The sequence below is a fragment of the Aeromicrobium endophyticum genome (genome assembly GCF_003586285.1).
GTDB classification, from domain to species: Bacteria; Actinomycetota; Actinomycetes; order Propionibacteriales; family Nocardioidaceae; genus Aeromicrobium; species Aeromicrobium endophyticum.
Genome location: NZ_QUBR01000001.1, coordinates 1 through 25,173, shown reverse-complemented (window position 1 = coordinate 25,173; position 25,173 = coordinate 1). Strand labels below are relative to the sequence as shown.

The following is a 25,173-nucleotide window of genomic DNA, read 5'->3' as shown; positions in this document are numbered from 1 at the left end:
GTCGTCAGGTCTGGCAGTGCGGGCACCAGAAGACGTCGCGCTCGGTGGTGGGCCGATCGCCCAGCTTGCCGCTGCGCAGCCGCGTGCCGCACCGGCGGCAGCGGGCCCGCTCGCGGTTGTAGACCCAGCGGTCCTCGCCGGTGCGGGTGCTGCCGGTGAACGAGCGCTCGACGCGGGCCTTGTTGACGTCGAGCATGCGCTGACCACGCGAGATGACCCGCGTGAGGTCAGGCACCTCGCCGACCGGCCGGGTGGGCAGCAGCCCCATGATGAACAGCAGCTCGTTGACGTACTCGTTGCCGAACCCCGCGAGGTTGCGCTGGTCGAGCAGGGCCAGGAAGACGGGCCGCTCCGGATCGGCCGCCGTGCGGCCCACCGCCAGCTCGAGGTCCCAGTCGGGGCCGAGCAGATCGGGGCCCAGGTACCCGACGACCGACGGCTCGTCGTCGAGCTCGACGACCTCGAGGATGCCGAGCGAGTAGCCGATGGCCTGCCACTCGTCGTTCTCGAGCACCGCGCGGGCCGAGTGGGCGGGACGACGCCACGGCGACTCGAGCCGCTGCACGTGCCATGCGCCCTCCATCTTGAGGTGCGAGTGGATCGAGTGCGTGGGCGTGCGCACCAGCAGGTGCTTGCCGCGACTGACCACCTCGTCGACCGGCGAGCCCGAGAGGTCGAGGGTCGCGAACGCGGGCACCCGGAAGTCGGTGCGGGTCAGCACCCGACCCGCCAGTGCCTCGTGCAGGTGGTGGGCGGTGCGCCAGACGGTGTCGCCCTCAGGCATCGAGCCGCACCCCCTTGATGGTCTGCTCGAAGCCGGCCTCGAGCAGTGCGTCGCCGAGGGGTGACGAGCCGACCGGGCGTCCGTCGGCGGTCTCGATGGTCAACCGGCTCATGCGGCGTGCTCGCACCAGGGTGACGAGGGACCGTGCGGCCGCCGCCAAGCGGGCGGGGTCGTCGTCGAACACCAGGGCCTTCTTGCCGCCGCGCTCGAGGTAGAGCACCAGGTGCCCGTCGTGCATGACGACCAGGGAGCCAGCCTTGCGTGCGGGTCGGTGCCGGGTGCCGCCGTCGTCGACGACCCGGTCGGGCCAGGGCAGGGCAGCGCCATACGGATTGGCCGGGTCGGTGGCGGCCAAGGTGACGGCGGCCGCGTCGGTGGGTCGCTCGTCGTCGAGGACGAACGCGCGCATGCGGTCGACGGTGGCCGGCGCCGCGAACTGCGCGGCCCCGAGGGTCTCGATGTAGTAGCCGCGCAGCACCGACCCGGTCTGCTCGAGCTCGCGCAGCACCCGGTAGATGGCTGCGAAACCGCCCGGTGTCTGCTCGGCCATGACCGAGCCGCGCGTCACGACGCCGTAGCGGCCGACGAGCGACTCGGTGCGGGCGAGCTGCAGGCTGGTGGCATCGTCGGCGGACTCGGCGAGCGAGAACCATCGTCCGCTGACGGTCGGCGGCCCCTGCAGGGCGGTGCGCGGCGAGCGGACCCTTCGGCCGTGCAGCCTGGCACGTGGAGCGGGGCGCTGCGTGCGGTGCGCACCGCCGCGGCCCACCAGGGTGCGGACCGGGGCGAAGGTGTCGTTGCTGATGCGACCGGACCACACGAGGTCCCACAGCGTGGTCGCGACGTCGGCGTGGTCGACGGTGCCCGGGCCCTGAGCCGTGAGCACGTCGATGAGCTGACGGAACAAGAAGGCACCGCCGCCGTCGAGGGCGGTGGCGATCGTGGCGTGCAGCGAGTCTGGGTCGAGCGGGTCGACGGCCTGCGCGCCGGCCGCGCGCAGCACGAAGTCGGCCGGGTGCAGCTGCACCCATCCGTCGTTGCCCGGCAGCGACCCTGCCCCGGACCAGACGACCTCGCCGGCCGAGGTCAGCTCGTCGAGCATCGCGGGGGAGTAGTCGCGCACGCGGGCCGGCAGCACGAGCGACTCCCAGGCCGACGCGGGCAGGGCCACGCCCGCGAGCTGGTCGATCGTGGCGAGCACGCCCTCGGGGCCGCGCACCGTGCCGCCGACACCCTGCCACGACGGCAGGAAGCGGGCGAAGGTGAGCGGGTCGACGGGCTCGACCTGCTGGCGGGCCGCCGCCAGCGATCGCGACCGCAGGCGCCGCAGCACACCGGGGTCGACCCACTCGCTGCCGGTGGCCTGGGGCCGGAACTCGCCCTCGGTGAGACGTCCGTCGCGCGACAGCCGCCGCAGCACCTGGTCGGCGACCGCGACGCCGATGCCGAAGCGTGAGGCGACGTCGGCGCTGGTGAACGGGCCGTGCGTGCGAGCATGGCGCGACACGAGGTCGAGCAGCGGATCGGCGACGACCTCGAGGTAGGCGTCGGGCACACCCATGGGGACGACGACGCCCAACGCGTCGCGCAGACGTCCTGCGTCCTCGACGACGGCCCAGCGGATGTCGCCGGCGACGGCGACCTCGATGGCGCGGCGGGCGCCCTGCAGCTCGGTGAGCCAGCCGGCTGCCTCGCCGGCCAGGTCGGGCTGCACCCGGGCGCGCACCTCGTCGCTCGACAGCGGCCCGAGCAGGCGCAGCAGGTCGGCGACGCCCTCGACGTCCTTGACCTGACGGTCGTCGGTGAGCCGTTGCAGCTCGAGCTCGATGTGCTCGAGCACCTCGGGGTCGAGCAGCTCGCGCAGCTCGGCGCGTCCGAGGAGCTCGGCCAGCAGGGTGGGGTCGAGCGTGAGCGCGGACGCCCGGCGCTCGGCCAACGGGGTGTCGCCCTCGTAGAGGAACGCCGCGACGTAGCCGAACAGCAGGTTCTGGGCGAATGGCGACGCCCGCTCGGTGGTGACCTCGGCGATCTGCACCTCGCGCGAGGCCAGGCGCTGAGACAGCGCGGTGAGCGCAGGGAGGTCGTAGACGTCTTGCAGGCACTCGCGGGCCGTCTCGAGCAGGATCGGGAACGACGGGTACTTGCGAGCGACGTCGAGCAGCTGCGCCGAGCGCTGCCGCTGCTGCCACAGCGGAGCACGGGACCCGGGGTTGCGGCGCGGCAGCAGCAGGGCTCGCGAGGCGCACTCGCGGAACCGCGACGCGAACAGCGCCGAGCTGCCGACCTCGGCGGTGACGATCGTGTCGAGCTCGTCGGTGTCGAAGACGAACAGCTCGGCCCCGGGCGGCTCGGTCTCGGTGTCGGGGATGCGGGCGACGATGCCGTCGTCGCTGGCCACGACCGAGCCGTCCATGCCATAGCGCTCGACGATGCGCGCACCGACGGCCAGGGCCCACGGTGCGTGCACGCGGCGGCCGAAGGGGGAGTGCAGGACGACCCGCCAGTCGCCCAGCTCGTCGCGGAACCGCTCGACCAGCAGCGTGCGGTCGGACGGGACCTGGCCGGTCGCCTCCTTCTGGTCGCGCAGGTAGGCGCCGAGGTTGTCGGCCGCGCGCCGGTCGAGCCCCAGCCCGGCGGTGCGCTCGGCGAGCGCCTCGGGAGCCAGGGCCGAGGCCTCGCGCACGAACGCGCCGATGGCCTCGCCGAGCTCGTACGGACGACCGATGGCGTCGCCCTTCCAGAACGGCAGCCGCGCGGGCTGGCCGAAGGCGGGCGTGACGTTGACCCGGTCGTGGGTGATCTCCTGGATGCGCCAGCTGGTCGCGCCCAGCGCGAAGACGTCGTTGATGCGCGACTCGTAGACCATCTCCTCGTCGAGCTCGCCGACCTTGCGCGGCCCGCTCTCCTCGGCACCGGCCGCCAGGAACACCCCGAACATGCCGCGATCGGGGATGGTGCCGCCGCTGGTGACGGCCAGCCGCTGCGCGCCCGGGCGGCCCTCGATGGTGCCGGCGTCGCGGTCCCAGACGATGCGAGGACGCAGCTCGGCGAACTCGTCGGACGGATACCGACCCGACAGCAGGTCGAGCGTCGCGTCGTACGCCGACCGGGGCAGCGTGGCGAAGGGGGCGGAGCGGCGGACGGTGTCGAACCACTCCTCGACGTCGAGGCTCTCGAGCGCGGTGGCCGCGACGGTGTGCTGGGCCAGGATGTCGAGCGGGTTGGCGGGGATGTCGAGACGCTCGATCAGCCCGGCCTGCATGCGCGAGGTGGTGACCGCGGCGCCGAGGAGGTCGGGCCGGGAGGTGGGGTAGGTGACGCCCTGCGAGATCTCGCCGACCTGGTGGCCGGCGCGCCCCACCCGCTGCAGGCCGCTGGCCACCGAGGGCGGCGACGACACCTGGATGACGAGGTCGACCGCGCCCATGTCGATGCCCAGCTCGAGGCTCGACGTGGCCACGACGCAGCGCAGCCGCCCCGACTTGAGGTCGTCCTCGATGAGGGCGCGCTGGTCCTTGCTGACCGAGCCGTGGTGGGCCCGGGCCAGCACGGTCTCGGCGTCGTCGCCCGCGGCGGGCCTGGCGGCGGCGCTGCCGCCCATGATCTGCGCCGGGGTGCGTCCGGCCGGGGGAGCATCGGGATCGGTGAGGCCGAGGTGGTCGGCATAGGCCTCGTTGAGGCGGGCGGTCAGCCGCTCGGAGACACCGCGCGAGTTGACGAAGATGATGGTCGAGCGGTGGGCGAGCACGCGGTGCATGATCGCCTCCTCGACGTGCGGCCAGATGCTGCCGCGCGGCTGGTCGTCCTCGCCCGGGGCCAGCGATCGGGCGCCGCTGCCCTCGTCGCGCGGCGGTGCCGGGATCTTGGTCATGTCGTCGACCGGCACCTCGACCTCGAGCGCGAGGCGGGTGGTGGCCGTCGGCGCCACGACGCTGACGCGTGCCGAGCCGGCCAGGAACCGGGCGACCTCGTCGTGCGGGCGGACCGTGGCGCTGAGGCCGATGCGCCGGGCCGGTGCCTCGAGCAGGGCGTCAAGCCGCTCGAGCGAGACGGCCAGGTGCGCTCCCCGCTTGGTGCCGGCGACGGCGTGGATCTCGTCGATGATGACGGTGTCGACGGTGCGCAGCGTGTCGCGCGCCGCCGAGGTGAGCATCAGGAACAGCGACTCGGGCGTCGTGATCAAGATGTCGGGCGGACGCGACAGCAGGGATCGCCGGTCGCGCTGCGAGGTGTCGCCGGACCGCACGCCCACCGTGACGTCGCGGAAGGAGTCGCCCCGGCGGGCCGCTGCCTGGGTGATGCCGACGAGGGGCGAGCGCAGGTTGCGCTCGACGTCGACCGCCAGCGCCTTGAGCGGCGAGATGTACAGCACGCGCGTGCCCGGCACCGGCTCGTCGGCCGGGACCTCGGCGTGCATGAGGCGGTCGATGGCCGAGAGGAACGCCGCCAGCGTCTTGCCCGAACCGGTCGGGGCGACGACCAGGACGTGCTCGTCGCCCTCGACCCCGCGCCAGGCACCCTCTTGCGCCGGGGTCGGCCCGTCGAACGACTCCGCGAACCACGTGCGCGTGGCGGGGGCGAAGCGATCGAGGGCCGAGGGCATGCGTCCATCGTCCCAGCCGGCACCGACATGTGCTGGAGACGACATGTCCGGGCGCTGGTGGTGACCGGTACGGTGGACCTTCGTCGTGCCGATCTAGCCGAGAGACCTCGCTCCGTTGTCCGACTCCCACCCCGAGCGCCCTGCTGCGCAGCTGCGACGACTGAAGGTCCTCGTCGTGGCCGTCGCGACGTGCCTGGCCGCCGTCGTCGTCGCGGGCGCCGTGCTGGGGTCGCGGTCGGTGGCCACCGACCTGGGTGACCGCTCGCGCACCGCGCTGGCCGCCGCCGACCTGGCCGACGTCCAGGTCAGCTTCAGCGGCCGCGAGGCCGAGCTGAGCGGCGGCAACGACGTCGAGGCCAGGCTGGCCGCCTCGTTGGTCGAGGCGCTGCCGGGCGTCCGCCGGGTCGATGTCGAGCGTCCGTCGCGGCACCGCACGCCCGGTGCTGCCTGGCTCGAGCTCGACCGGGCCGGTGACGACGTCCAGATCCGCGGCGACGTGCCGTCCGCCGACCAGGCTGCCGCCCTCAAGGTGGCCGTGGCCACGACGCTGCGCACGACCGTCACCGGCGACGTCGCGGTCGACGGCTCGGTGGGTGCGGCTCCATGGGCCGACGCCGTGCCGGCGGTGCTCGAGATCGTCGCCGGCGTCGAGGCCCTCGACCTCGAGGTGCCGGGCGACGGCACGGTGCGCCTGGGTGGCCAGGTGGCCGACGCCACCACGCGGACGCGGGTCGTCGAGCAGGTGGCCCAGGCGGTACCCGGTCTGCGCCTCGTCGAGTCGCTGCGCCTGGCGACCGTGCCGCGGAAGGGGGCGTGACCGTGTCGGGCTACACGATCGGCGAGATCGCCGTCTGGCTGCTGCTGGCCGCGGCGCTCGGATTCGTCCTCGGCTGGCTGGTGCGCGAGCTGGTGCTCCGCACGCGGGCCGCCCCGGCACCGGGACTCCCGCCCGAGCCCGAGCCGGTACCCGATGCCGAGCCCGAGCCGGCACCCGAACCCGCCCAGGCACCCGAGCCCGTGGCCGAGCGGGCCGCCGAGCCGGCGCCCGAGCCGGCACCCGAGCCCGTGGCCGAGCGCGCCGCCGAGCCGGCACAGGTCGTCCCCGGACCTCACCCGGGGTCGGCCCTGCCACTCGCCGACGGCGCCGCGCCGTCGCCCGACTACGTCGTCAAGGTCAGCCGCAGCTCGAAGATCTTCCACGCCCCCTCGAGCCCGGCCTATGCGCGCACCACGGCGGCGGTCTGGTTCACGAGCCCCGAGGCCGCCGAGGCGGCCGGGTTCCGCCGGCCCAAGAACGGCTGAGCCGCGGCAGACGGCTGGTCGTCGTCAGGAGTGGCACCGCTGCGACAGCACCTCGGTGAGGCATGCTGGCCGTCATGAAGCTGCGCATGATCGCGGCGGTGTCCGCCGCTGCCCTGACCCTGACCGCCTGCTCGTCGTCGTCCGACGACACCAAGAAGGCCGATGCCCCCGACGCGACCGCCTCCCCGGCGGCCCCGGTCGTGCCGACGTCGCCGCTGACGGGTCTCGAGATGCGCAAGGGACGTCCCGGCAACCCCGTGTTCGTCGTCAAGATCGAGAACACCTCGGCGGGCGCGCCGCAGTACGGCCTCGACAAGGCAGACCTGGTGCTCGAGGAGCTCGTCGAGGGCGGCCTGACGCGCCTGGCGGCGTTCTTCTACTCCAGCATCCCGTCGAAGGTCGGCCACGTGCGCTCGCTGCGCACCAGCGACATCGGCATCGCCGGCCCGGTCGGGGGCCAGCTCGTCGCGTCGGGCGGTGCCGCCGGCGCCTACAACAAGGTCGAGAAGGGCGGCATCACGGTCTTCTCCGAGGACGCCGGCTCGCCCGGGTTCAGCAGCGACCCGGCCAAGTACCGCCCGTACAACCGGCTGATCAACCTCAAGACCGTGGCCAAGGAGGCCAAGGGCAGCAAGGTCAAGCGCTCGTACCTGCCGTTCACGAAGGCGGGCGCGGCGCCGAGCGCGGCCACCGGCAAGCCGGCCCAGGCCGCGACGGTCCGCTTCTCGAACTCGACGTCGACCTCCTGGAAGCTCGACGGCGAGCAGTGGGTGCGTACCAACGGGCACGCCGCCCCGGGCAAGGACTTCAAGGCCGACACCATGATCGTGGTGTTCGCCCGCGTCGGCGACGCCGGCTACACCGACCCCGCCGGCAACCCCGTGCCCGAGACGGTGTTCAAGGGCGAGGGCGAGGCGATGGTGTTCCACGGCGGCCAGGTCGACACGGTGACCTGGAAGAAGCCGAGCCTCAACAAGGCGCTGACGTTCACCGCGAGCGACGGTTCGGACTACACGATCGACCCGGGCAAGGTCTTCATCGAGCTGGTGCCCAAGGGCGCAGGCTCGGTCACGCTCGGCTGACGGCAGAGCGCCAGGCTGACCGGTCGGGCACCGCTCAGGCGGCCGGCTCGTCGAACGGCGGCATGAGCCGCAGGCCGGTCAGCAGGGCGCCGATCGTGGCCTGCACGTCGTCGCTGGCGGCATCGGGATCCTCGGCGTCCGAGACGTACTCGGACGCCGAGCGGATCGCGCCGTAGAACACGGCCGTGAACGCCTCGCCGAGCTGGTCGGCGCCGCTGCCGAGATCGGCCAGCAGCTCTTCGACGATGCCCTGGACGATGCCGTACGACGAGGCCTTCTCGGCCTCCTGCCACCGCTCGTGGCCGAGGGCGACGGGTCCCTCCTGCATGCAGATGCGACGGAACTCGGGCTGGCGGCAGACCTCGAGGAACTTCTCGAGACCGGTCTGCGCTCGCTCCCAGGGATCTTTCGAGGTGTTGATGGCACGACCGATCTCGGTGGTCGTCTCCTCCTGGACGCGCAGGAAGACGTTCTCGAACAGGGCCAGCTTGCTGGGGAAGTGGTGGTACAACGCGCCCTTGGTGACGCGGGCGGCAGCGACCACCTCGTCGAGGGACGTGCCGGCGTACCCGTGATCGGTGAACAGGGTCGTGGCGCTGTCGAGCAGAGCGCGCTTGGTGCTGGACGAGTAGTCCTGCCGGCGTGAGGTCTTGGTGGTCTTGCGGGCGGTGCGCAGGACGTTCTTGGTCACGCGTGCGGGGTGGGACATGAGCCCAAGTCTACGGTGACGCCGCTCTCGTGCGCCGAATCACATAGCAGCGGTTTGCCGTAGGGCGATCCAGACAACATACTGAGAGTACGTACCGAGGGTATGTCACCTCGCACCCTGATCGACGGACCAGAAAGGAGCACACCATGACCTGGGATGCTTACCACCGTCGCAAGAACGTTCTTCGCGAGATGCTCGCGGTCGCCGACCGGCGCCCCGACGTGACCCTCGCCGAGCTGCTCGACACCGTGACCGACGCCCGTGAGGCGTTCCCGACCGAGACCGACGCCCTGTTCGACCTGCAGATGGCCTGGTTCCAGCGGCTCGGAGGCCAGATGGACCGGCTCCTGGCCGACGAGACCGAGTCGCCCGAGCTCGTGCCGGTGACGGCCTGGGTCAGCGCGGCCGCCCAGATGCCTGGTGCCCGCGCCCTGCTCGACGCGCACCGCGACGCCCCGGCCCTGCGCAAGGCCGTCGCCAAGGAGCAGGCCTACCTGGCCATGTCGGCGGGGGTGCCGTCCAGCAGCCCCGAGCTGACCAGCCACGGCCGTCGCATTCAGGAGTCCGCGCGCGACGAGCTGGCGGCCCTGCCGCCCGCACCTGTCGTCGAGGTCCCGCGCCCGGGCATCATCGCCCGTCTGCGCAGCGCCATCGCCGCCTGAGGCGGCTGCGCCCCCCATTCGTCCCCGTCCGGCACTGCTCCCTCCCTCCCACGTGCCGGGCGGGGATTCGCGCGTCGCGGGCCGGCTGCTATCGCTGCTGCGAGGCCAGGCCGGTGATCTGCTCGCCGATCTCGGTGTCGATCGACTGGCGGAACTCGCTGCGGAAGACACCCAGCGTGACCTGGCTGGCGATCGGCAGCAGGCCGTCGACCAACGACAGGATGCGGTCCCAGTCGTCCTCGGGGAATCCTGCGTCGATGAACGGCTGGATCAGCTCGTTGACGACATCGCGCACGAAGGTGTCGGTGATGGCCCGCAGGTGCGTCTGCAGGGTCGGGAAGAGGCCGATGACGGTCGCCGGCGCGAGGCCCATCGTCACGGCGGCGGCGCCGGCCCGCACGACGGCCGGCTCGACCAGTCGCACGCGGTCGCCGTCGAGCGCCTCGACCAGCCCCAGCTCGACCAACGACTCGATCAGCGTCGCGTCGCGGGCGACGCCCGCGAGTGCCGCGAGATCGTCGCGGGCCATGACCTCGGCCTCGTCCTCCTCGGGCAGGTCGAGGATCGTCATGAGGTCGAGCGTGTGGCCGGCCGCGCCCTGGGGCGTGCTCTGCACGGCCTTCTCGATCGCGGCGAGCGTGAAGCCGCGCTCGAGCAGCTGACGGATGAGCTGCAGCCGCTGCAGGTGCTCGCGGTTGTAGTAGCCCGTGCGCCCGACGAGCCGAGGCGCGTCGATGAGGCCGCGACCGGCGTAGGCCCGCACGTTGCGCACCGTCATCTGCGCCCGGGACGCCAGCTCGTCGACCGTGAACTCCTCGGGAGCTGTCGCGTCGGCGGCTGCGGGTTCGGCGGGCATGCACGAATCATAGGCCGGACGCCGGTTCCCGCCGCGCGAACCGTCGCGGCGGGGGCATGATGGGAGCCATGGAGGAGCTCAGCGGCCGCCTGCTGGTGGCCACCCCGGTGATCGAGTCGGGTCCGTTCCTGCGCAGCGTCGTGTTCGTGCTCGACCACGACGCCGACGGCACGCTCGGCGTCATCGTCAACCGGCCCCTGCCGTCCGACGTCGAGGACGTCCTGCCGGGATGGATCGGTCTGGTCAACGCGCCCGGCTGCCTGTTCGACGGCGGCCCCGTCGGCGTCGACTCCGCACTGGCGCTCGGCCTGGTCGCCGACACGACGAGCGAGACCGGGCCGCCCCCGGGGTGGCGCCACATGACGGGCCGGGTCGGGCTGGTCGACCTCGAGGGTCCCGTGCCCGGCGACCGCACGCTGGTGGGCCTGAGAGTGTTCGCCGGGTACGCCGGATGGGGCCCGGGGCAGCTGGCCGGCGAGCTCGACGAGGGGGCGTGGCTGGTCGCCGACGCGCTCGACAGCGATCTCATCTCGCCTCGTCCCGAGCAGCTGTGGCGCGAGGTGCTGCGACGCCAGGCCGGCGACGTCAGGTTCTGGACGACGTTCCCCGACGACCCCTCGGCCAACTAGGAGGGACGGCTCCGGGTCGTTAGACTTCCGACGTGGCTTTCTTCCAGCGTGGTTCGCAGACGGCTCTCGACGAGCGCACCGACGAGCGCGTCGACCAGCGCACCGAGGAGGGCGATCACGAGAAGTTCTCGCACTACGTCCCGAAGGACGAGCTGACCGAGGCGATGGTCATGGGAACGCCGGTCATCGCCCTGTGCGGCAAGGTCTGGACGCCCAGCCGCGATCCTCAGCGGTTCCCGGTCTGCCCCGAGTGCAAGGACATCTGGGAGAGCATGGACAAGGGCGACGAGGGGGACGGCTCGGGTGACGCGTAGCCAGCACCTCCGGGTCTGGCAGCAAGAGGCGTTCGACCTCTACCAGCGCAAGCAGCCGAGTGACTTCCTGACTGTCGCCACGCCCGGCGCCGGCAAGACGACCTTCGCGCTGACGATCGCTGCCGACCTGCTCGCCCGCGGTGTGGTCGAGCGCATCGTCATCGTCACGCCGACCGACCACCTCAAGACCCAGTGGGCCCTCGCGGCGGCCGGCATCGGCATCGCGATCGACCCGACGCTGCCCAGCCGCGGCGTGCTGGGGTCGGGGTTCCAGGGCTTCGCGGTCACCTACGCGGGCATCGCGGTCAACCCCAACGCCTACCGCAACCGCATCGAGCACCGCGCGACGATGGTCATCATGGACGAGGTCCACCACGCCGGCGACGCCCTCACCTGGGGCGACGGCGTGCAGGAGGCCTGCGAGCCCGCCGTCCGTCGTCTCGCGCTGACGGGCACGCCGTTCCGCTCCGACGACAACCCCATCCCGTTCGTCACCTACGCGCCGCAGACCGACGGCTCGAAGGTCAGCATCGCCGACTACTCGTACGGCTACGGCCACGCGCTCAAGGACGGCGTCGTGCGGCCCGTGCTGTTCATGGCCTACTCGGGTCAGATGCACTGGCGCACGCGGGCCGGCGACGAGGTCGCCGCACGGCTCGGCGAGCCGCTCGACCGCGCGGCCACGGCGCAGGCGCTGCGCACCGCGCTCGACCCCAACGGCTCGTGGATCCCCGAGGTGCTCACGGCGGCCAACACGCGTCTGGGCGAGGTCCGCCGCCACGTCCCGGACGCCGGCGGGCTGGTCATCGCCAGCGACCAGGACAGCGCCCGCGCCTACGCCGGCGTGCTGGCCGAGATCACCGGCACCACGCCCACCGTGGTGCTCTCCGACGAGGCGGGCAGCAGCGCCAAGATCGCCGAGTTCTCGGCGGGCATGGACCCGTGGATGGTCGCGGTCCGCATGGTCAGCGAGGGCGTCGACATCCCGCGCCTGTCGGTCGGCGTCTACGCCACCACGACGTCCACGCCGCTGTACTTCGCGCAGGCCGTCGGCCGCTTCGTCCGGGCCCGCCGCAAGGGCGAGACGGCGTCCATCTTCGTGCCGAGCGTGCCCCGGCTGCTGGCGCTGGCCTCCGACCTCGAGACCCAGCGCGACCACGTCGTCGGCCGGCCCGTCAAGGACGAGGACGACCTGTTCGCCGCCGAGGCCGAGCTGATCGCCAAGGCGCAGGAGGACCAAGGGGCGTCCGAGAACCTGCTGGGCGAGTACCGGGCGCTGGCCAGCGACGCCGACTTCGACCGCCTGGTCTACGACGGCGGCGAGTTCGGCTACGACTCGCTGTCCGACGACGAGGGCGAGCTCGACTTCCTCGGCATCCCCGGTCTGCTCGACCCGAGCCAGGTCGCCGAGCTGCTGCGCACCTCGCGCGCCAAGCGGGCCCGTGACAAGGCCAGCGCGACACCCGCCTCGGACGAGCCCGCTGCCGACGTCGCCTTCGAGAAGCGCGGCGAGCTGCGGCGCGAGCTGCAGGCCCTCGTGGGGGCGTGGCACCACCGCACGGGTGCTCCGCACGGCGTGACCCACAGTCGCCTGCGGGCCCAGTGCGGCGGGCCGGCGGCGGCGCAGGCCTCGACCGAGCAGCTGCAGGCGCGCATCGACGCCATCCGCACCTGGGCGCTGAAGGCCTCGGGCTAGGCCGACCCTCCGCCCGGCGCGGTGGATCTGCCACCGTCCGGGACGATTGGGCGCCTCTTGCGGTGGAGAGATCACCGTTCGGCGGGCACCCCGGGCTAGGCTCCCAGCCGTGACCTCTTCGATGGCCCTGCGCACCCGCATCTTCGGACGCCTGCTCAAGCTGACCGAGACCGGCATCGAGGAGGTCGCCGACCTGCCCGCCCACCGTGCCAAGCGTGCGAAGCTGCAGCGGTCGGCGATCGGCGGGCTGATCTTCGGCCGGCCCGACCCCGCGGCGTCCGTCGACGAGATCGTGCTCGGCACGGGGGAGCGGGCCCTGGTGCACCGACCGAAGGACGCGATCGGGCCGTTGCCGTGCGTCGTGAACTTCCACGGCGGCGGATGGGTGCAGGGCAATCCGGAGCAGTCGGCCTGGCTCGCCAGCCGCATCGCGGTGCGCAACCGGGTGGTCGTGGTGTCGCCGGCCTACCGGCTGGCCCCGGAGGCTCCGTTCCCGGCCGGGGTCGACGACGCGCGCGACAGCCTGGCCTGGGTCGTCGAGCACGCGGGCGACCTGGGCATCGACCCCCAGCGACTCGCCGTGATGGGCGACAGCGCCGGTGGCAACCTCGCGGCCGTCGTGTCGCTGCTCGCGCGCGACGCCGGCGGTCCCTCGATCCGTGCCCAGGTGCTGATCTACCCGGGGGTCGAGATGTACGACCGGTGGCCGTCCGAGGACCGCAACGCCGACGCGCCCGTGCTCACGTCGGCCAACATGCGGGCCTTCGCACGGCTGTACCTCGGCGACGCCTACGGCACGGAGGACTTCCGCGCCTCGCCGATCCGGGCGACGTCGCACGCCGACCTGCCGAAGGCCTTCATCCTGACCGCCGAGCAGGACCCCCTGCTCGACAACGGCAGCCGCTACCGGGACGCCCTCGTCGAGGCGGGCGTGCCGGTGCGCTACGTCGAGTACGACGGCGCGATCCACGGCTTCATGAGCCTGCCCGGCGTCGTCCCGGTGTCGGGCCGGGCGCTCGACGACATCGTCGACTTCCTGCGCGAGGTGCTCTGAGCCGATCCGCTCGAGGCATTGTGACAGTGCCACTGTCACGGTAGTGTCCGGGCATGAGGCGACGTCACTGGCAGCAGCAGATCGCACGGCTCGACCCCGACAGCGAGTACGAGCAGATCGCGCGGATCACCGCGATGCACGAGTTCGCCTGGGACTCCCAGCAGGCTCTGAGCTTCGCCCTGTTCCGCACGTACGCCGTGCCGACGATCGGGCGGCTGCTGCACGACACGGGCGAGTTCACGGGCGCGGTGCAGAAGCGCCACGACGACACCGTGATCATCCTCGAGACCATCGCCGCCGAGGGGATGGAGTCGCCGCAGGGCCGCGCAGGCGTGCGGCGCATGAACCAGATGCACGGCCGCTACGACATCTCGAACGACGACATGCGCTACGTGCTGGCCACCTTCGTCGTGACGCCCGTGCGCTGGATCGAGCGCTACGGCTGGCGCCCCCTCCTGGACGCCGAGCGCATCGCGGGGGTGCGCTACTACCAGCGGCTCGGCGCGCTGATGGGCATCGCGGACGTCCCCGCCGACTACCAGGGGTTCTCCGACCTGATGGATGCCTACGAGCGCGAGACGTACGTCTTCGACCCCAAGGCGCGGGCCGTCGCCGACTCGACGCTCGACCTGTTCGTCACCTTCTACCCGCGGCCGCTCCGACGGGCCATGCGACGTTTCGCGATCGCCCTGCTCGACGACCACCTGCGCGAGACGTTCGGCTATCCCCGTCCGTCGCGAGCGATGTCAGCGCTGGCGCACGGCTCGCTGGTGGCCCGAGGCCGACTCGTGCGCCTGCTGCCGCCGCGGCGGCGACCGTCCCGCCTGAGCGACACCCATCGCGTCCGCTCGTACCCGGGCGGCTTCCTGGTCGAGCACCTCGGGACGTTCCCGGACGAGCCGGCAGAGCAGGCCGCGCAGGCTGCGGGGAAGGGAATCGCGCGATGACGCGTTGACCTCGAGGTGAGGCTCTCCGTGCTCGATCTCGTCCCCGTCCGCTCCGACCAGACGACCGGTGACGCCGTCGCGTCGTCGATCGCCCTGGCCCAGGTCGCCGATCGCGCCGGCTTCACCCGCTTCTGGGTCGCCGAGCACCACAACATGCCTGCGGTCGCGGCGACGTCCCCGCCGGTGCTGATCGGCATCCTCGGCGCGCACACCGATCGCATCCGGCTGGGCTCCGGAGGGGTGATGCTGCCCAACCACGCGCCCCTGGCGGTAGCCGAGCAGTTCGCGCTGCTCGAGGCCGCGACGCCGGGTCGCATCGACCTCGGCATCGGTCGCGCGCCCGGCTCCGACCCCGTGACGTCGATGGCGCTGCGTGGTGCGGCCGGCCGCGACGACACCGACATCGAGAACTTCCCGCAGTACCTGGACGACGTCGTCGCGCTGATGGGCGCCGACGGCGTGCGGGTCGCGGTGCCGCGACAGGAGTACATCCTGAAGGCCACGCCGGCCGCCGCCTCCGAGCCGCGGATGTGGCTGCTGGGCTCGTCGATGTACTCGGCGCACCTCGCCGCGGCGAAGGGCCTGCCCTACGTGTTCGCCCACCACTTCTCGGGTCACGGCACGGCCGAGGCGCTCGAGGTGTACCGCTCGGAGTTCCGTCCCAGCGACCTGGCCCCCGAGCCCGTCACGTTCCTCACGGTGAACGCGGCCGTCGCCGACACCGACGACGAGGCGAGGGCGCTCGCGCTGCCCAACATGCAGATGATGTCGCAGCTGCGCACGGGTCAGCCGCTCACGGCACTCTCGACGGTCGAGGACGCCCAGGCCAAGCCCACCCATCCGCAGCTGCAGGCGATCATCGACGACGGGTACGCGCGCGCCGTCGTGGGCACGCCGGCCGACGCCGCCGACCAGCTGCGGCGCTTGGCCGACCAGTTCGGCGTCGACGAGGTCATGGTCAACCCGATCGCCTCGGCGCACCAGGGCACCGATCCGCACACGGCCCCGGGCCGCGAGCGCACGCTCGAGCTGCTGGCCAAGGAGCTGCTGGCGTAGCGCTCGTCGACATCACGGTGCTGCGCCGAGTCGTCGACGTCCTGTCGACGGCTGTTCACCCGCTGGTGGGCGCGCGGACGGTCGGTGCCGACATGGTCTGACCATGTCGCATGCCTCCCCCCAGCCGCGCCCGTCCCGGCTCTCGTCCGTCGTCCGCTCGGTGAGTCGCCCGGCCCTCGTCGGCGTGGTCGCCGGGGCCCTCGCCGCCGCCGTCGTCCCCGTCACGCAGGCGTCCGCCGACGACGGAGCCGAGAAGAGCTTCCACCGCACCGCCACGTACCCGGTCTACAAGAACCTGCCGAAGGACGTCAGCGCGTCGTCCGAGACCGTCGCCGAGATCTCCGACGTCTCCAAGGACGGCAGGACGCTGGTCTACACCGATGCGCTCGGCAAGCGGATCGGCTTCCTCGACATCAGCGACCCGAAGGCGCCCGAGGGCGCCGGCAGCCTCTCGCTGGCGCAGCTCGGCGACACCGACGACCAGCCCACCTCGGTGGCCGTGGTCGGCACCTACGTCCTCGTGGTGGTCGACACCAGCGCGAGCTTCACCGAGCCGTCCGGACGTCTCGACGTCGTGCGCCTGGCCGACTCCAAGCGCGTCGCCAGCATCCCGCTCGACGGGCAGCCGGACTCGATCGACGTCAGCCCCGACGAGAAGTACGTCGCGATCGCGATGGAGAACCAGCGCAACGAGGAGCTCGCGCCGGCGGGCAAGCAGAAGGGCGACCTGCCGCAGCTGCCGGCCGGCTTCGTGCAGGTCGTCGACCTTCAGGGCGCGCCCACCACCTGGAAGCCCAGCAGGATCGACCTGGTCAACCCCGACGGCACCGCACTGCCGTCGTTCGTCGACGCCAAGATCGTCGAGCCGACCGACCCCGAGCCCGAGTACGTCTCGATCAACAGCAAGAACAAGCTGGCCCTGACGCTGCAGGAGAACAACGGCATCGTCGTGATCGACCTGCCCAGCCGTGCGATCGAGAAGGTCTTCTCGGCCGGCTCGGTCACGGCGACGGGATTCGACACCAAGAAGGACGGCAAGATCTCGCTGACCGACTCGCTGACCGGCGTCGTCCGCGAGCCCGACGCGATCGGCTGGGTCGACGACACGCACGTCGCGACGGCCAACGAGGGCGACTGGAAGGGCGGCACGCGCGGCTGGTCGGTGTTCAGCACCGTCGACGGCAGCGTGACCTGGGACGCCGGCAGCAGCTTCGAGAAGCTGGCGGTCGCGCACGGCCTCTACAACGACGACCGGGCGGCCAAGAAGGGCCCGGAGGCCGAGGGGCTGGCGATCGCCACGGTCGGCGGCACGAAGTACGCCTTCGTCGGCTCCGAGCGCAGCAACTTCGTCGCGGCGTACGACATCAGCGACCCGTCGGCACCCGTGTTCAAGCAGCTGCTGCCGGCCACCAACGGCCCCGAGGGCATCCTGCCCATCCCCGGACGCAACCTGCTCGCGGTGTCGAGCGAGACCGACGTGCCCGCCTCCAACGTGCGCGCGAGCGTGAGCCTGTTCGAGCTCGGTGACGGGCCGGACACGTTCCCGTCGATCGTGTCGGACGACGTCGACGGCCAGCCCGTCGGCTGGAGCGCCCTGGGCGCGCTGAGCGCCAAGCCGGGCGACGCCGGCACGATCTACGCGGCCGCCGACACGGTGCTCAAGCCCGGCCAGATCTTCACCGTCGACGTCACCCGGAAGCCGGCCCGCATCACGTCGGCGCTCACCGTCACGAAGGGCGGCGCCGGGGCCAACCTCGACATCGAGCGGCTGTTCGCGCGCCCGCAGGGCGGGTTCTGGCTCGCCAACGAAGGTGCGACGGGCGCCGAGAACGTGCTGCACCGCACCGACGCCGCCGGCGCGATCCAGGAGACCGTCCAGCTGCCGACGTCCATCACCGACCACGTCAAGAACTGGGGTCTCGAGGGCGTCACGGCGACCAACGACGCGCGCGGTGAGCACGTGTTCGTGGCGCTGCAGCGTCAGCTGTGGACCGACGTCAAGGACCAGACCGAGACCGTCGACGGCGACAACATCGTGCGGATCGGTCGCTACGACGTGGCCGACAAGAGCTGGCACTGGTTCGGCTACGAGCTGGAGAGCCCCAAGCGCGACGGCAACGACTGGGTGGGGCTGTCCGAGATCACCGCGGTCGACGACGACACCTTCGCGGTCGTCGAGCGCGACAAGCTGAACGGCCCCAGCGCCCGCAACAAGCGCATCTACACCGTCGACATGCCGGCGACGGACCCGAAGGGCGACGAGCTGCCGATCCTGACCAAGAGGCTCGCGCTCGACGTCCTGCCGGCGCTGCGCGCCACGAACGGCTGGACGCAGGAGAAGCTCGAGGGCTTCACGATCGCCGCCGACGGTGCGCTGTACGGCGTCACCGACAACGACGGGCTCAAGGACGCCACCGGCGAGACGGTCTTTATGCGACTCGGCCGGGCCACCGACGTCTTCGCCGACCGTCTGAGCAGCACGACGACCTTGTCGCTGCCGAGCGGGGCGGCGGCCTACGGCGAGAAGCCGACGGCCACCGTGAAGGTGACCGGCGGTGCCGGTGTGGTCCCGTCGGGGACCGTGCGCATCACCGACGGCGGCACGGTCGTCGGCCGGGCGACCGTCGAGGGCGGATCGGCCCAGGTGACGCTCAGCGGGCTGCGCGTCGGGACCCGGCGGTTGGTCGCCGAGTACACCGGCGACGCCCGGGCCGGTGCGGGCACGAGCGCGCCGGTCACGCTGACGGTGGCCAAGGGCGGCACCTCGACGTCGCTGTCGATCGCCAAGACGTCGGCGCGCAAGGGTCAGAAGGTGACGGCCAAGGTCCGCGTCGTCGGCGCCGGCTTCACGCCGACGGGACGCGTGCAGATCAAGGACGGCTCGCGCGTCGTCAAGACGTTCCACGTCAGCGGCGCGACCCGGTCGGTGACGGTCAAGCTGACGAAGACGGGGCGCCGCACCCTGAAGGCGTACTACGTCGGCTCGGACGTGGCTGCGCCGTCGACGTCCAAGGTCGACACGGTGCGGGTGCGCCGGTGACGCTCCCGATCGGGGGCGACAGTCGCTAGAACCAGGTGCTGAGGAACGGCTCGACGGGGGAGCGGAACATCTCGTCGAGCCGTTCGGCGTCTCCGGACACCGAGCCCGCCGCCGTCAGCGTGCGGGCGCTGACGCCGCCCAGCAGCAGCGATCCGAGCGCGTTCACGGTGACGGTGGCGTCGGGTGCGTCGTCGGTGACGGCGACGGTGGCCTGACCGGCGGCGTCGACGTCGAGGGCGAACGTCCCAGCGGCGAGGCCCAGCGGGTCGTCGACGCGGAGGACGACCCGTCCCGGTGCCGCGTACGTGCGGGACCGCAGCGAGGTGGCCACGTCGAGCACGCGCACCCACAGGTGGTCGACCTCGTCGACGTGCACGGCGCGGAAGTCGTCGATCATCCACCGCAGCGGCTCGTCGACCGGGCGGAGGTGGGCCGTGACGGTCGCGACCAGGTCCATCTCGAGCACAAAGCGCCACAGGCCGGCGTAGGCGTCGGTCGTCGCGGCGACGAGGGTGTGCAGCTTGAGGGTGTGGTTGCTGAAGTCGGCCTCGTCCTCGACCAGCTGGTAGACGGCGAAGCCCTGCGGCGTGCCAGCGATGTCGTCGTAGCGGACGAGGCGCAGGTTCTTGGCGTTGTCGTCGCCGATGCCGAGCCCGATCTGCCGCAGCCAGAAGTTGCTGGTGGCGGCGTAGCCCACGTCACCGGGGAGCGTCGCCCGCACCCGCTCGACGATCGGGTGGCCTTGGTCGCGCAGCTGCTCGGGCGTGACGTGGTGCACGCGACCGGTGGGCTCGGGGCCCGTCCAGCGGACTCGCCGTGTCGAGACGGTCAGGTTGCGGGCGAGGGCCGCGGGGGAGAAGCCGAAGCGGGCGTAGATCGTGGACTCCGACACCGTCAGCATCGCGATCGGCAGGCCCAGCGACACCGCCGTGCGCAGCTCAGCCTCGATCAGGGCGCGGGCGATGCCGCGGCGGCGATGCGTCTGCGAGACCGTGACGCCGCTGATGGCCCACGACGTGACCGTCCGGGCACCGGGCAGGGTCAGCTCGGCGGGCCAGCAGTGCGTCGTGGCGACCGGCTCGGCCGGCACGGCGGCGGTGGGGTCGTACACGCCGACCAGACGGTCGTGCTGCACGTGGGCGCGGCGTGCCTCGGTCTGCTCGGCCGGCGCGGCGGGTCCGAGGAATCCACGGTTGACGGCGTCCGACCACGCGGTGTGCTCGGCCGCGTCGCTCGTGTCGACGACGCGCAGGTCGAGGCCCTGCTCGGCGAGGCGTGCGCGGGAGGTCTCGTCGATGGGGAGGTCGAGGTGGGATGAGGTCACCGAACCAACCTACGACGACCTCACTCGGCCAGCGTGACGCCTGCCTGCGCCCACTCGTGGCGGACCGGCTCGAGCCCGTCGGGCGAGACCGCGGCCGTCAGGGACTCGAGCACCCGCACCGCGAAGCCCTCACGGGCCCCGTCGAGGGCGGTCGCCCGGACGCAGTGGTCGGTGGCGATGCCGCACACGTCGATCGCGTCGACGCCGTGCTGACGCAACCAGTCGGCCAGGCCCGTGCCCGAGGCCGAGGAGCCCTCGAAGCCGGAGTAGGCGGCCTCGTACTCGCCCTTGAAGAACGTCTCGTCGAACAGGCCCGGCTCGAGAGGTGCGCGCAGCTTCTCGCCCTCGGTGCCGACGACGCAGTGGCGAGGCCACGAGTCGACGAAGTCGGGTGTCTCGGAGAAGTGCGTGCCGGGGTCGATGTGGTGGTCGCGGGTCGCGACGACGGTGTCGTACGTGCCGGACGCGATGAGCGCGGCGACGTCCTCGGCGACCTTCGTGCCGCCGACGACGGCGAGCGAGCCGCCCTCGCAGAAGTCGTTCTGGACGTCGACGACGACGAGTGCGGTGGTCATGGGGTCTCCTGCTCGTAGATCGTGTCGAGGACCGGGTCGCCCTTCGACAGCTGGCGCGCGGCCGCCGGGAGCTCGCGGAGCGCCGACTGCAGGCGGTCGCGGGCCGCCTCGAGCGGCTCGTCGTGCACGCGCTCGCCGTCACGCACCAGCTCGACCAGCAGCGGCCGGTCGTCCCCGTCGTGCCGCGGCGCGGCGCCGATGCCGAGCACCTCGGCCTGGGCGCGGCCCGTCGCGTCGAGGCGGCGCAGGGCGTGCTTGCGCCCGCCCACCGACACCTTGTCCTGGCTCTTCTTGGCGACCGGCACCATCTCGCCGTCGTCGCCGGCGCGCGACACCAGCTTGTAGACGAAGCCGCTGGTGGGGACACCCGACCCCGTGACGAGCGAGGTGCCGACGCCGTAGCCGTCGACCGGCGCGACGGCGAGCGCCGCGATGGCGTGCTCGTCGAGGTCGCTCGTGACAGTGATGCGGGTCGAGGTGGCACCGAGGTCGTCGAGCTGCTTGCGCACCGTGTGGGCCAGCGACACGAGGTCTCCGGAGTCGAGGCGGACGCCGCCGAGCTCGGCGCCAGCCAGGTCGACCGCGGTGCGGATGGCGTCGGGGATGTCGTACGTGTCGACGAGCAGCGTCGTGCCTGGGCCGAGCGACGCGATCTGCGCCTCGAAGGCATCGCGCTCGGTGTCGTGCAGGAGCGTGAACGAGTGGGCGCTGGTGCCGGTGGTGGGGATGCCGTAGGTGCGTCCCGCCTCGAGGTTGGACGTGGCGGAGAAGCCCGCGACGTAGGCGGCGCGGGCGGCGGCCACGGCCGAGGCCTCGTGGGTGCGGCGCGAGCCCATCTCGATGCACGGACGTCCCGCTGCCGCGGTGACCATGCGCGACGCGGCGGTCGCGATGGCGGAGTCGTGGTTGAGCACCGACAGCAGCAGGGTCTCGAGCACGACGCACTCGGCGAACGTCCCCTCGACGACCAGGACGGGCGACTGCGGGAAATAGACCTCGCCGTCGGGGTAGCCCCAGATCGAGCCGGAGAACCGGTAGTCGGCCAGCCACTGCAGCGTCTCGGCGTCGACGACGTCCTCGTCGCGCAGCCAGGCCAGCTCGGCCTCGCCGAACCGGAAGTCGGCGAGCGCGTCGAGGGCACGCCCGATGCCGGCCACGACCCCGTAGCGGCGTCCGCCGGACAGGCGACGGGCGAACAGCTCGAAGACCGAGTGCCGGTCGGCGGTGCCGTCGCGCAGCGTCGCCTGCAGCATCGTCAGCTCGTATCGGTCGGTCAGCAGGGCGGTGCTGCGCGGTGCGGTCACCCGTTCAGCGTAGGACAGGGCGGTGGGGGCGGCGCGGGCGTTGGCCGTGTCAGGAGCCTGGGTCACAATGGGACCGTGAGCACCACGTCCCCCGTCGAGATCGCCGAGCCCGACGTCGACCACGTCGTCGAGCTCGAGGACCCGTGGGTCACGATCGTCTGGAACGACCCCGTCAACCTCATGTCGTACGTCGCCTACGTGTTCCGCACGTACTTCGGCTTCACCGACGAGAAGGCGCACGAGCTGATGCTCGAGGTGCACCACGACGGCAAGACCGTGGTGTCGAGCGGACGGCGCGAGCAGATGGAGCGGCACGTGCAGGCCATGCACGAGTACGGGCTGTGGGCCACCCTCGAGCGGCAGGACGCATGAGACCTTTCAGGAAGCGACGACGCGGCGGCATCTCGGCGACGTTCGAGATCGGCGAGGCGCACCTGCTGGCCAACCTCGCCGGGCAGGTCGTCGAGCTGCTGCGCGACCGCAACGGAGCCGAGGAGTCCCACGCCGATCCGCTGGCCGCTCAGCTGGGCATGGGCGGGCCGTCGTTGCCGCCCGACGACCCGGTTCTGCAGCGACTGCTGCCCGACGCCTACCGCGACGACGCCGACGACGCGGGTGAGTTCCGCCGGTTCACCGAGCGTTCGCTGACGTCCGCCAAGGTCGCCAACGCCGAGACGCTCATCGGGTCCTTGGTCGACGGCGGCCTGACCTTCGGCCAGCTGCCCGACGAGCTCGACGACGGCGACCGGGTCGAGGTCGAGCTCGACGACGCCGAGGTGCAGGCGTGGCTCAAGGCGCTCACCGACGTCCGCCTGTCGCTGGCGGTGCGGCTCGGCATCGAGACCGACGACGACGCCGAGCAGGTCTCGCAGTCCGACGACGACGCGACCGCCGCGATGTCCGACATCTTCGAGTGGCTCGGCTACGTCCAGGAGACCTTGGTCGCAGCCCTCGACTGAGCCCGTTGCCGGAACACCACGGTCTCGTGGTGTTCGGCGGCGGGGCGTCTCGCGGGACGGCCGGCGCGGCGGGCGTCGTCGTGCAGCCGATAAACTCGCGGCGTGCTGACCATCGACCGGGCCACGCATGACGCGATCATCGCCCATGCCCGCCGCGACCACCCCGACGAGGCGTGCGGTGTCGTCGCCGGGCCCGCCGGTTCCGACCGCCCGGCCCGTCACGTCCCGATGCTGAACGCCGCGATGTCGCCGACGTTCTACGAGTTCGACTCCGGCGACCTGCTGAGGCTCTACCGCGAGATGGACGACAACGACGAGGACCCGGTCGTCATCTACCACTCGCACACCGCCACCGAGGCCTATCCGTCGCGCACCGACGTCAACCTCGCCGGAGAGCCCGGGGCCCACTACGTGCTGGTCTCGACGCGCGACGGCGCCCACGAGAGTGGCCCGGTCGACTTCCGGTCGTACCGCATCGTGGACGGCGAGGTCACCGAGGAAGAAGTTCGCGTCGTCGACCGTTATGACGACGAGGCACCCATCACCCAACAGAAGGCAGAGCACTGATGGCCATCGAGGTCCGCATCCCCACGATCCTGCGCACGTACACCGGCGGAGAGCGCGTCGTCGACGGCGCCGGGTCGACGGTCACCGAGGTCATCGACCAGCTCGAGGCCGATCACGCCGGCATCAAGGAGCGCCTGATCGAGAACGGCGAGGCGCGCCGCTTCGTCAACATCTACGTCAACGACGAGGACATCCGCTTCACCGGCAACCTGCAGACGCCGGTCGCCGACGGCGACACCGTCGTCATCCTGCCGGCCGTCGCCGGTGGCTCCGCGGGCGTCTGATCCGCCCCGCATGCGCTTCGACTCGCTGATCGACTCCGTCGGCGGGACGCCTCTCGTCGGCCTCCCGTCGCTGTCGCCGTCCCCGGACGTGCGGCTGTGGGCCAAGCTCGAGGACCACAACCCGACCGGGTCGATCAAGGACCGGGCGGCGCTCAGCATGATCCTGCGCGCCGAGAAGGAGGGCCGGCTGCAGCCGGGGGCCACGATCCTCGAGCCCACCAGCGGCAACACCGGCATCTCGTTGGCGATGGTCGCCCGCCAGCGCGGCTACCGCATCATCTGCGTCATGCCCGAGAACACGTCGATCGAGCGCACGCAGCTGCTGACGATGTGGGGGGCCGAGATCATCCCGTCGCCGGCGGCCGGTGGCTCCAACGAGGCGGTGCGGGTCGCGAAGGGACTGGCGGCCGAGCACCCCGACTGGGTCATGCTCTACCAGTACGGCAACCCGGCCAACGCCGATGCGCACTACGAGGGCACCGGCCCCGAGATCCTGGCCGACCTGCCGGAGGTGACGCACTTCGTGGCCGGCCTCGGCACGACCGGCACGTTGATGGGCGCCGGGCGCTTCTTCCGCGAGCACAAGCCGGAGGTGCGCATCGTCGCCGCCGAGCCGCGCTACGGCGAGCTGGTCTACGGGCTGCGCAACCTCGACGAGGGCTTCATCCCCGAGCTCTACGACGCCTCGCTGATCGACTCGCGCTTCTCCGTCGGTCCGCGCGACGCCGTGCGCCGCGTGCGCGAGCTGGTCGAGCAGGAGGGCATCTTCGCGGGCGTCTCGACCGGCGCGATCCTGCACGCCGCGCTGGCCCAGGCCGCCAAGTGCGTCAAGGCGGGCGAGAAGGCCGACATCGTCTTCATCGTGTGCGACGGCGGCTGGAAGTACCTGTCGACCGGTGCCTACGAGGGCACGCTCGACGAGGCCGAGGACAAGCTTGACGGCCAGCTCTGGGCCTAGGGACGCCAGGACGTCATCACCGATGCGGTGACGCAGGTACTGACGTGATGACGTCCGAGGGGGCGCGTGTCGACGTCATCACCGATGCGGTGACGTAGGTACCGATGTGATGACGTGCACCAGCGCCATGCCGTGCCCTCGGCCGAGGTCGTAGTCGGTTTTGAGCCAGGCGAGGATGTCGCCGGACTTCGTCGTGTCGTCGAAGCCCTAGGCCCGAGCCTCGTCGACGAGCTCGCGGGGGGGGGGGGGGGGGGGGGGGGGGGGGGTCAGGGGGGGGGGGGGGGGGCGGGGGGGGGGGGCGGGAAACCCCGGGGGGGGGGGGGGGGCGGGCCTGGGGGCCCCCCCCCCCCCCCCCGCCCCCCGCCCCCCCCGGGGGGGGGGGGGGGGGGGGGGGGGGGGAGGGCTGGCCCGGCTCGCCGAGGCGCTCGACGAGCAGGCGTGCGGCCGCGGCGCCTTGGTCGACGTCGG

At 72.2% G+C, this 25,173-nt stretch carries 23 protein-coding genes and 1 pseudogene; 16 read left to right on the top strand and 8 right to left on the bottom strand.

All coding sequences use genetic code 11. The annotated features are described in order from the left end of the window. Window positions 1–4 precede the first annotated feature (4 nt). On the bottom strand, window positions 5–784 hold the full coding sequence (locus DX116_RS00120; protein WP_119702234.1) for a DNA-formamidopyrimidine glycosylase family protein: 780 nt from the start codon (window positions 782–784) through the stop codon (window positions 5–7). Then, window positions 777–5,387 (bottom strand): ATP-dependent helicase, encoded by a 4,611-nt coding sequence (locus DX116_RS00115; RefSeq protein WP_119702233.1) that lies wholly within the window; start codon window positions 5,385–5,387, stop codon window positions 777–779. Before DX116_RS00115 ends, DX116_RS00120 begins: the two co-directional genes overlap by 8 nt. 115 nt (window positions 5,388–5,502) lie before the next feature. Between DX116_RS00115 and DX116_RS00110 the strand changes: the two genes are divergently transcribed. The 3 genes from DX116_RS00110 to DX116_RS00100 all read left to right on the top strand — a co-directional run bounded on the left by DX116_RS00110 (window position 5,503) and on the right by DX116_RS00100 (window position 7,771). Continuing rightward, window positions 5,503–6,204 carry a hypothetical protein gene (locus DX116_RS00110; protein ID WP_119702232.1) on the top strand — a complete coding sequence of 234 codons (702 nt, stop codon included), beginning with the start codon at window positions 5,503–5,505 and terminating at the stop codon, window positions 6,202–6,204. Further along, window positions 6,201–6,689, top strand: a complete 489-nt coding sequence (locus tag DX116_RS00105; protein WP_119702231.1) for a sunset domain-containing protein — start codon at window positions 6,201–6,203, stop codon at window positions 6,687–6,689. Before DX116_RS00110 ends, DX116_RS00105 begins: the two co-directional genes overlap by 4 nt. 74 nt (window positions 6,690–6,763) lie before the next feature. Then, window positions 6,764–7,771: a DUF3048 domain-containing protein gene (locus DX116_RS00100; protein ID WP_158591847.1), complete on the top strand. Its 1,008-nt coding sequence runs from the start codon at window positions 6,764–6,766 to the stop codon at window positions 7,769–7,771. Between the two features lie 34 nt (window positions 7,772–7,805). Here the strand turns inward: DX116_RS00100 and DX116_RS00095 are convergent, their stop codons facing one another. Beyond that, a complete protein-coding gene (locus DX116_RS00095) occupies window positions 7,806–8,480 on the bottom strand; it encodes a TetR/AcrR family transcriptional regulator (RefSeq protein ID WP_119702229.1) in 675 nt (224 codons plus the stop codon). Window positions 8,481–8,626: 146 nt separating this feature from the next. Here DX116_RS00095 and DX116_RS00090 point away from each other — a divergent pair, with 146 nt between their 5' ends. Beyond that, on the top strand, window positions 8,627–9,142 hold the full coding sequence (locus DX116_RS00090) for a hypothetical protein (RefSeq protein WP_119702228.1): 516 nt from the start codon (window positions 8,627–8,629) through the stop codon (window positions 9,140–9,142). An 88-nt stretch (window positions 9,143–9,230) separates the two neighbouring features. Here DX116_RS00090 and DX116_RS00085 read toward each other — a convergent pair whose 3' ends face one another. Continuing rightward, complete coding sequence (locus tag DX116_RS00085; RefSeq protein WP_119702227.1) at window positions 9,231–9,998, bottom strand: MerR family transcriptional regulator; 768 nt, start codon at window positions 9,996–9,998, stop codon at window positions 9,231–9,233. 68 nt (window positions 9,999–10,066) lie between these two features. Between DX116_RS00085 and DX116_RS00080 the strand changes: the two genes are divergently transcribed. From DX116_RS00080 to DX116_RS00050, 7 genes are all read left to right on the top strand, one after another. Further along, window positions 10,067–10,627 (top strand): YqgE/AlgH family protein, encoded by a 561-nt coding sequence (locus tag DX116_RS00080; RefSeq protein ID WP_119702226.1) that lies wholly within the window; start codon window positions 10,067–10,069, stop codon window positions 10,625–10,627. 32 nt (window positions 10,628–10,659) lie between these two features. After that, entirely contained in the window at window positions 10,660–10,941 is a 282-nt protein-coding gene (locus DX116_RS00075; RefSeq protein WP_119702225.1) for a DUF3039 domain-containing protein, read from the top strand. Further along, window positions 10,931–12,637 carry a DEAD/DEAH box helicase gene (locus tag DX116_RS00070; protein ID WP_119702224.1) on the top strand — a complete coding sequence of 569 codons (1,707 nt, stop codon included), beginning with the start codon at window positions 10,931–10,933 and terminating at the stop codon, window positions 12,635–12,637. The genes DX116_RS00075 and DX116_RS00070 overlap by 11 nt, the downstream gene beginning before the upstream one ends. Window positions 12,638–12,746: 109 nt before the next feature. After that, window positions 12,747–13,691 (top strand): alpha/beta hydrolase, encoded by a 945-nt coding sequence (locus tag DX116_RS00065; RefSeq protein ID WP_233556513.1) that lies wholly within the window; start codon window positions 12,747–12,749, stop codon window positions 13,689–13,691. Window positions 13,692–13,744: 53 nt separating this feature from the next. Further along, window positions 13,745–14,638, top strand: a complete 894-nt coding sequence (locus DX116_RS00060) for an oxygenase MpaB family protein (protein WP_119702222.1) — start codon at window positions 13,745–13,747, stop codon at window positions 14,636–14,638. A 27-nt stretch (window positions 14,639–14,665) separates the two neighbouring features. Next, complete coding sequence (locus DX116_RS00055; RefSeq protein ID WP_233556512.1) at window positions 14,666–15,694, top strand: LLM class flavin-dependent oxidoreductase; 1,029 nt, start codon at window positions 14,666–14,668, stop codon at window positions 15,692–15,694. A gap of 103 nt (window positions 15,695–15,797) precedes the next feature. Next, the gene (locus DX116_RS00050; RefSeq protein WP_119702220.1) at window positions 15,798–18,734 is read left to right on the top strand and encodes an esterase-like activity of phytase family protein; all 2,937 of its coding nucleotides are present in this window, start codon (window positions 15,798–15,800) and stop codon (window positions 18,732–18,734) included. A 25-nt stretch (window positions 18,735–18,759) separates the two neighbouring features. Here the strand turns inward: DX116_RS00050 and DX116_RS00045 are convergent, their stop codons facing one another. From DX116_RS00045 to DX116_RS00035, 3 genes are read right to left on the bottom strand one after another with little or no spacing between them, the layout of a single operon-like run. Next, window positions 18,760–20,058, bottom strand: coding sequence for a GNAT family N-acetyltransferase (locus DX116_RS00045; RefSeq protein WP_119702219.1), 1,299 nt, complete (start codon window positions 20,056–20,058; stop codon window positions 18,760–18,762). A 20-nt stretch (window positions 20,059–20,078) separates the two neighbouring features. Next, entirely contained in the window at window positions 20,079–20,633 is a 555-nt protein-coding gene (locus DX116_RS00040) for an isochorismatase family protein (protein WP_119702218.1), read from the bottom strand. Beyond that, entirely contained in the window at window positions 20,630–21,937 is a 1,308-nt protein-coding gene (locus tag DX116_RS00035) for a nicotinate phosphoribosyltransferase (RefSeq protein WP_199715867.1), read from the bottom strand. The genes DX116_RS00040 and DX116_RS00035 overlap by 4 nt, the downstream gene beginning before the upstream one ends. Before the next feature lie 75 nt (window positions 21,938–22,012). On the opposite strand from DX116_RS00035, the gene clpS reads away from it, so the two are divergent. The 5 genes from clpS to DX116_RS00010 all read left to right on the top strand — a co-directional run bounded on the left by clpS (window position 22,013) and on the right by DX116_RS00010 (window position 24,705). Further along, entirely contained in the window at window positions 22,013–22,309 is a 297-nt protein-coding gene (clpS, locus tag DX116_RS00030; RefSeq protein ID WP_119704028.1) for an ATP-dependent Clp protease adapter ClpS, read from the top strand. Further along, entirely contained in the window at window positions 22,306–22,896 is a 591-nt protein-coding gene (locus DX116_RS00025) for a DUF2017 domain-containing protein (RefSeq protein WP_119702217.1), read from the top strand. The genes clpS and DX116_RS00025 overlap by 4 nt, the downstream gene beginning before the upstream one ends. 102 nt (window positions 22,897–22,998) lie before the next feature. After that, window positions 22,999–23,463 carry a Mov34/MPN/PAD-1 family protein gene (locus tag DX116_RS00020; RefSeq protein WP_119702216.1) on the top strand — a complete coding sequence of 155 codons (465 nt, stop codon included), beginning with the start codon at window positions 22,999–23,001 and terminating at the stop codon, window positions 23,461–23,463. After that, window positions 23,463–23,747 carry a MoaD family protein gene (locus DX116_RS00015; RefSeq protein ID WP_119702215.1) on the top strand — a complete coding sequence of 95 codons (285 nt, stop codon included), beginning with the start codon at window positions 23,463–23,465 and terminating at the stop codon, window positions 23,745–23,747. The genes DX116_RS00020 and DX116_RS00015 overlap by 1 nt, the downstream gene beginning before the upstream one ends. Before the next feature lie 10 nt (window positions 23,748–23,757). Next, entirely contained in the window at window positions 23,758–24,705 is a 948-nt protein-coding gene (locus tag DX116_RS00010; RefSeq protein WP_119702214.1) for a PLP-dependent cysteine synthase family protein, read from the top strand. A 78-nt stretch (window positions 24,706–24,783) separates the two neighbouring features. On the opposite strand, the pseudogene DX116_RS20210 reads toward DX116_RS00010, so the two are convergent. After that, window positions 24,784–24,885 (bottom strand): annotated as a pseudogene (locus tag DX116_RS20210) (DUF4287 domain-containing protein); the annotation flags it as partial. Window positions 24,886–25,173 lie beyond the last annotated feature (288 nt).

Bases quoted from the DNA above. Each gene is read 5' to 3' on its own strand.
- DX116_RS00120 (WP_119702234.1), bottom strand. From the start codon at position 784: ATGCCTGAGGGCGACACCGTCTGGCGCACCGCCCACCACCTGCACGAG.
- DX116_RS00115 (WP_119702233.1), bottom strand. From the start codon at position 5,387: ATGCCCTCGGCCCTCGATCGCTTCGCCCCCGCCACGCGCACGTGGTTC.
- DX116_RS00100 (WP_158591847.1), top strand. From the start codon at position 6,764: ATGAAGCTGCGCATGATCGCGGCGGTGTCCGCCGCTGCCCTGACCCTG.
- DX116_RS00095 (WP_119702229.1), bottom strand. From the start codon at position 8,480: ATGTCCCACCCCGCACGCGTGACCAAGAACGTCCTGCGCACCGCCCGC.
- DX116_RS00090 (WP_119702228.1), top strand. From the start codon at position 8,627: ATGACCTGGGATGCTTACCACCGTCGCAAGAACGTTCTTCGCGAGATG.
- DX116_RS00085 (WP_119702227.1), bottom strand. From the start codon at position 9,998: ATGCCCGCCGAACCCGCAGCCGCCGACGCGACAGCTCCCGAGGAGTTC.
- DX116_RS00080 (WP_119702226.1), top strand. From the start codon at position 10,067: ATGGAGGAGCTCAGCGGCCGCCTGCTGGTGGCCACCCCGGTGATCGAG.
- DX116_RS00060 (WP_119702222.1), top strand. From the start codon at position 13,745: ATGAGGCGACGTCACTGGCAGCAGCAGATCGCACGGCTCGACCCCGAC.
- DX116_RS00050 (WP_119702220.1), top strand. From the start codon at position 15,798: ATGTCGCATGCCTCCCCCCAGCCGCGCCCGTCCCGGCTCTCGTCCGTC.
- DX116_RS00040 (WP_119702218.1), bottom strand. From the start codon at position 20,633: ATGACCACCGCACTCGTCGTCGTCGACGTCCAGAACGACTTCTGCGAG.
- DX116_RS00025 (WP_119702217.1), top strand. From the start codon at position 22,306: ATGAGACCTTTCAGGAAGCGACGACGCGGCGGCATCTCGGCGACGTTC.
- DX116_RS00015 (WP_119702215.1), top strand. From the start codon at position 23,463: ATGGCCATCGAGGTCCGCATCCCCACGATCCTGCGCACGTACACCGGC.
- DX116_RS00010 (WP_119702214.1), top strand. From the start codon at position 23,758: ATGCGCTTCGACTCGCTGATCGACTCCGTCGGCGGGACGCCTCTCGTC.